The 2,401-nt window shown below is 39.5% G+C and carries 1 protein-coding gene and 1 pseudogene; both read left to right on the top strand.

Annotated elements, in window-relative coordinates; translation table 11 throughout:
• Positions 1–291: 291 nt before the first annotated feature.
• On the top strand, positions 292–1,455 hold a 1,164-nt coding region (locus AFK68_RS01600), incomplete at its 5' end, for a glycosyltransferase (protein WP_246843928.1).
• A 238-nt stretch (positions 1,456–1,693) separates the two neighbouring features.
• A pseudogene (locus AFK68_RS01595) lies at positions 1,694–2,401 on the top strand (glycosyl transferase family 1); the annotation flags it as partial.

Genomic DNA, 2,401 nt, shown 5'->3' with positions numbered 1-2,401 from the left:
AAAAAATCTGAAGACTTAGGGAAAAGACTTACTATGACTTATTTTGGTCTGATATGTCCAGGATCGACTGGACACCTCAATACAATGCTTCCCCTGGGGCAAGAATTGAAAAGGCGCGGTCATCGTGTTACTATGATAGGGAGACCTAATGTTGAAGCTAAGACACTAGCAGCAGGATTAGAATTTCTTCTCTATGGTACAGAAGAATATCCTCAAGAGAAAATAGCAGAATCTTTAAATCACCTGAGTAAACTCAGCGGGTTAGCTGCTTTGCGCTATACAATTAATCTNAATGTTGAAGCTAAGACACTAGCAGCAGGATTAGAATTTCTTCTCTATGGTACAGAAGAATATCCTCAAGAGAAAATAGCAGAATCTTTAAATCACCTGAGTAAACTCAGCGGGTTAGCTGCTTTGCGCTATACAATTAATCTGTTTATAGAAGGGACAAATGTTTTGCTTCGGGATGCTCCGCAAGTCATCAAAAATGCTGGTATAGATGCTTTACTAATTGACCAAGCTTTATCAGGAGGAGCGATCGCTGATTTTCTAGAGATACCTTTTATTACTATCTGTAGTGCAGTGGTATTGAATCAAGACGAAAGTGTTCCTCCTAATTTTACCAACAACAAATATAATCCTGTATGGTGGGCAAAACTCCGTAATAGAGCTACTTGGGCTTTGTTAAGACGCTTGACAAAACCGATCAGAGAGGTAGTAGCTGAGTATCGTCGTCAATGGAATTTGCCATTGTACTCTAATCCTAATGATGCTTATTCTCAAATCGCTCAAATTAGTCACCAACCTGCTGAGTTAGAATTTCCCAGAGAAAATTTACCCAAGTGGTTTCATTTCACCGGACCTTATCATTATTCAGGTACTAGAGAACCTGTTTCGTTTCCTTGGGATAAGTTGACAGGTAAACCTTTGATTTATGCTTCTCTGGGAACTGTACAAAATCGTTTGATTCATGTTTTTTATAAAATTGCAGCAGCTTGTGATGGATTGGATGCTCAGTTAGTAATTTCTCTTGGGGGTTCGGCAACTCCAGAATCTCTACCCAACTTAGCCGGAAATCCCCTAGTTGTTGAATATGCACCCCAATTAGAAATTCTGCAAAAAGCTACTTTCATGATTACTCATGCAGGTATGAATACAACTCTAGAATGCTTGACAAATGGAGTACCAATGGTTGCTATTCCCATCGCCAACGATCAACCAGGAGTAGCAGCACGAATAGCTTGGAGTGGAGCTGGAGAAGCTATACCAGTGCAGCGTTTAACTGTAGCTCAATTAAGAAAAGCAATTTCTCAGGTACTAACACAACCGTCATATAAACAAAATGCTTTGAGATTACAAGAAGGAATTAAGCGATCGGGTGGCGTAACTCGTGCTGCTGATATTATTGAACAAGCAGTATCTACAGGAAAACCTGTTTTAACAGGAACTATATAGCGCTAGGGAGTAGGGAGTAGGGAGTAGGGAATAGGGAATAGTAGACTGTTAAAGGGTTTCATTATTTATAAATGTTCTAACCTTAATGCGTAATGCTATATAACTAGGAGGTTTTCGGACAGATTTTACTGCTGCCTTCACCCAAAAAACTATGCTGGATGTTCTATTTATCACTATTTCTGGTATGGTAGGTCTTGCTAGTTTACCCCATGTTANTTTTACAGGACATCTAAACACAATGCTACCTTTGGCACAAGAATTAAAAAGGCGGGGTCATCGCGTTACCTTTATTGGAATAGTTGGTTATGAAGCTAAGGTACTGGGAGCAGGATTAGAATTTCTTGGCTATGGTAAAGAAGAACTTCCTCAAAGAGTGATGACAGAATATTTGGATCATCTCAGTCAACTTAGTGGCATACCTGCTTTTCGCTATGCTGTAGTTACAATTTTGGAAAAAGATGCAAATGCTTTTCTTCAGGATGCTCCACAAATTATCAAACATGCTGGCATAGATGCTTTGCTTATTGACTCGGTTTCAACAGGAGGGGCAACGATCGCCGAGCTTCTCAAAATTCCTTTTATCACTATTTCTAGTATAGTGGTATCCGATGAAGAGAATAATATTCCTCCTATTTTCACTAACTGTAAATATAATCCCACCTGGTGGGGAAAACTGCGTAATAAATTTGAGTACCGTAGAACTAGACGCTGGACAAAACCTTTGATAGATGTGGTGAGTCAATATCGTAGTCAATCAAATTTACCTTTGCAACCTGAGCCTGATACTCCTAATTATCAACTGGCTCAAATTAGTCAACAACCTGCTGAGTTAGAATTTCCCAGGGAAAATTTGCCGGAGTGGTTTCATTTTACGGGACCATTTCATTATTCAGGTACTAGAGAACCTGTTCCCTTTCCTTGGGATAAGTTGACAGGAAAACCTTTG

Origin of the sequence: Hydrocoleum sp. CS-953, from assembly GCF_002260545.1 — a bacterium.
GTDB lineage: Bacteria > Cyanobacteriota > Cyanobacteriia > Cyanobacteriales > Microcoleaceae > Trichodesmium.
This window is presented reverse-complemented; position numbering and strand designations above follow the sequence as displayed.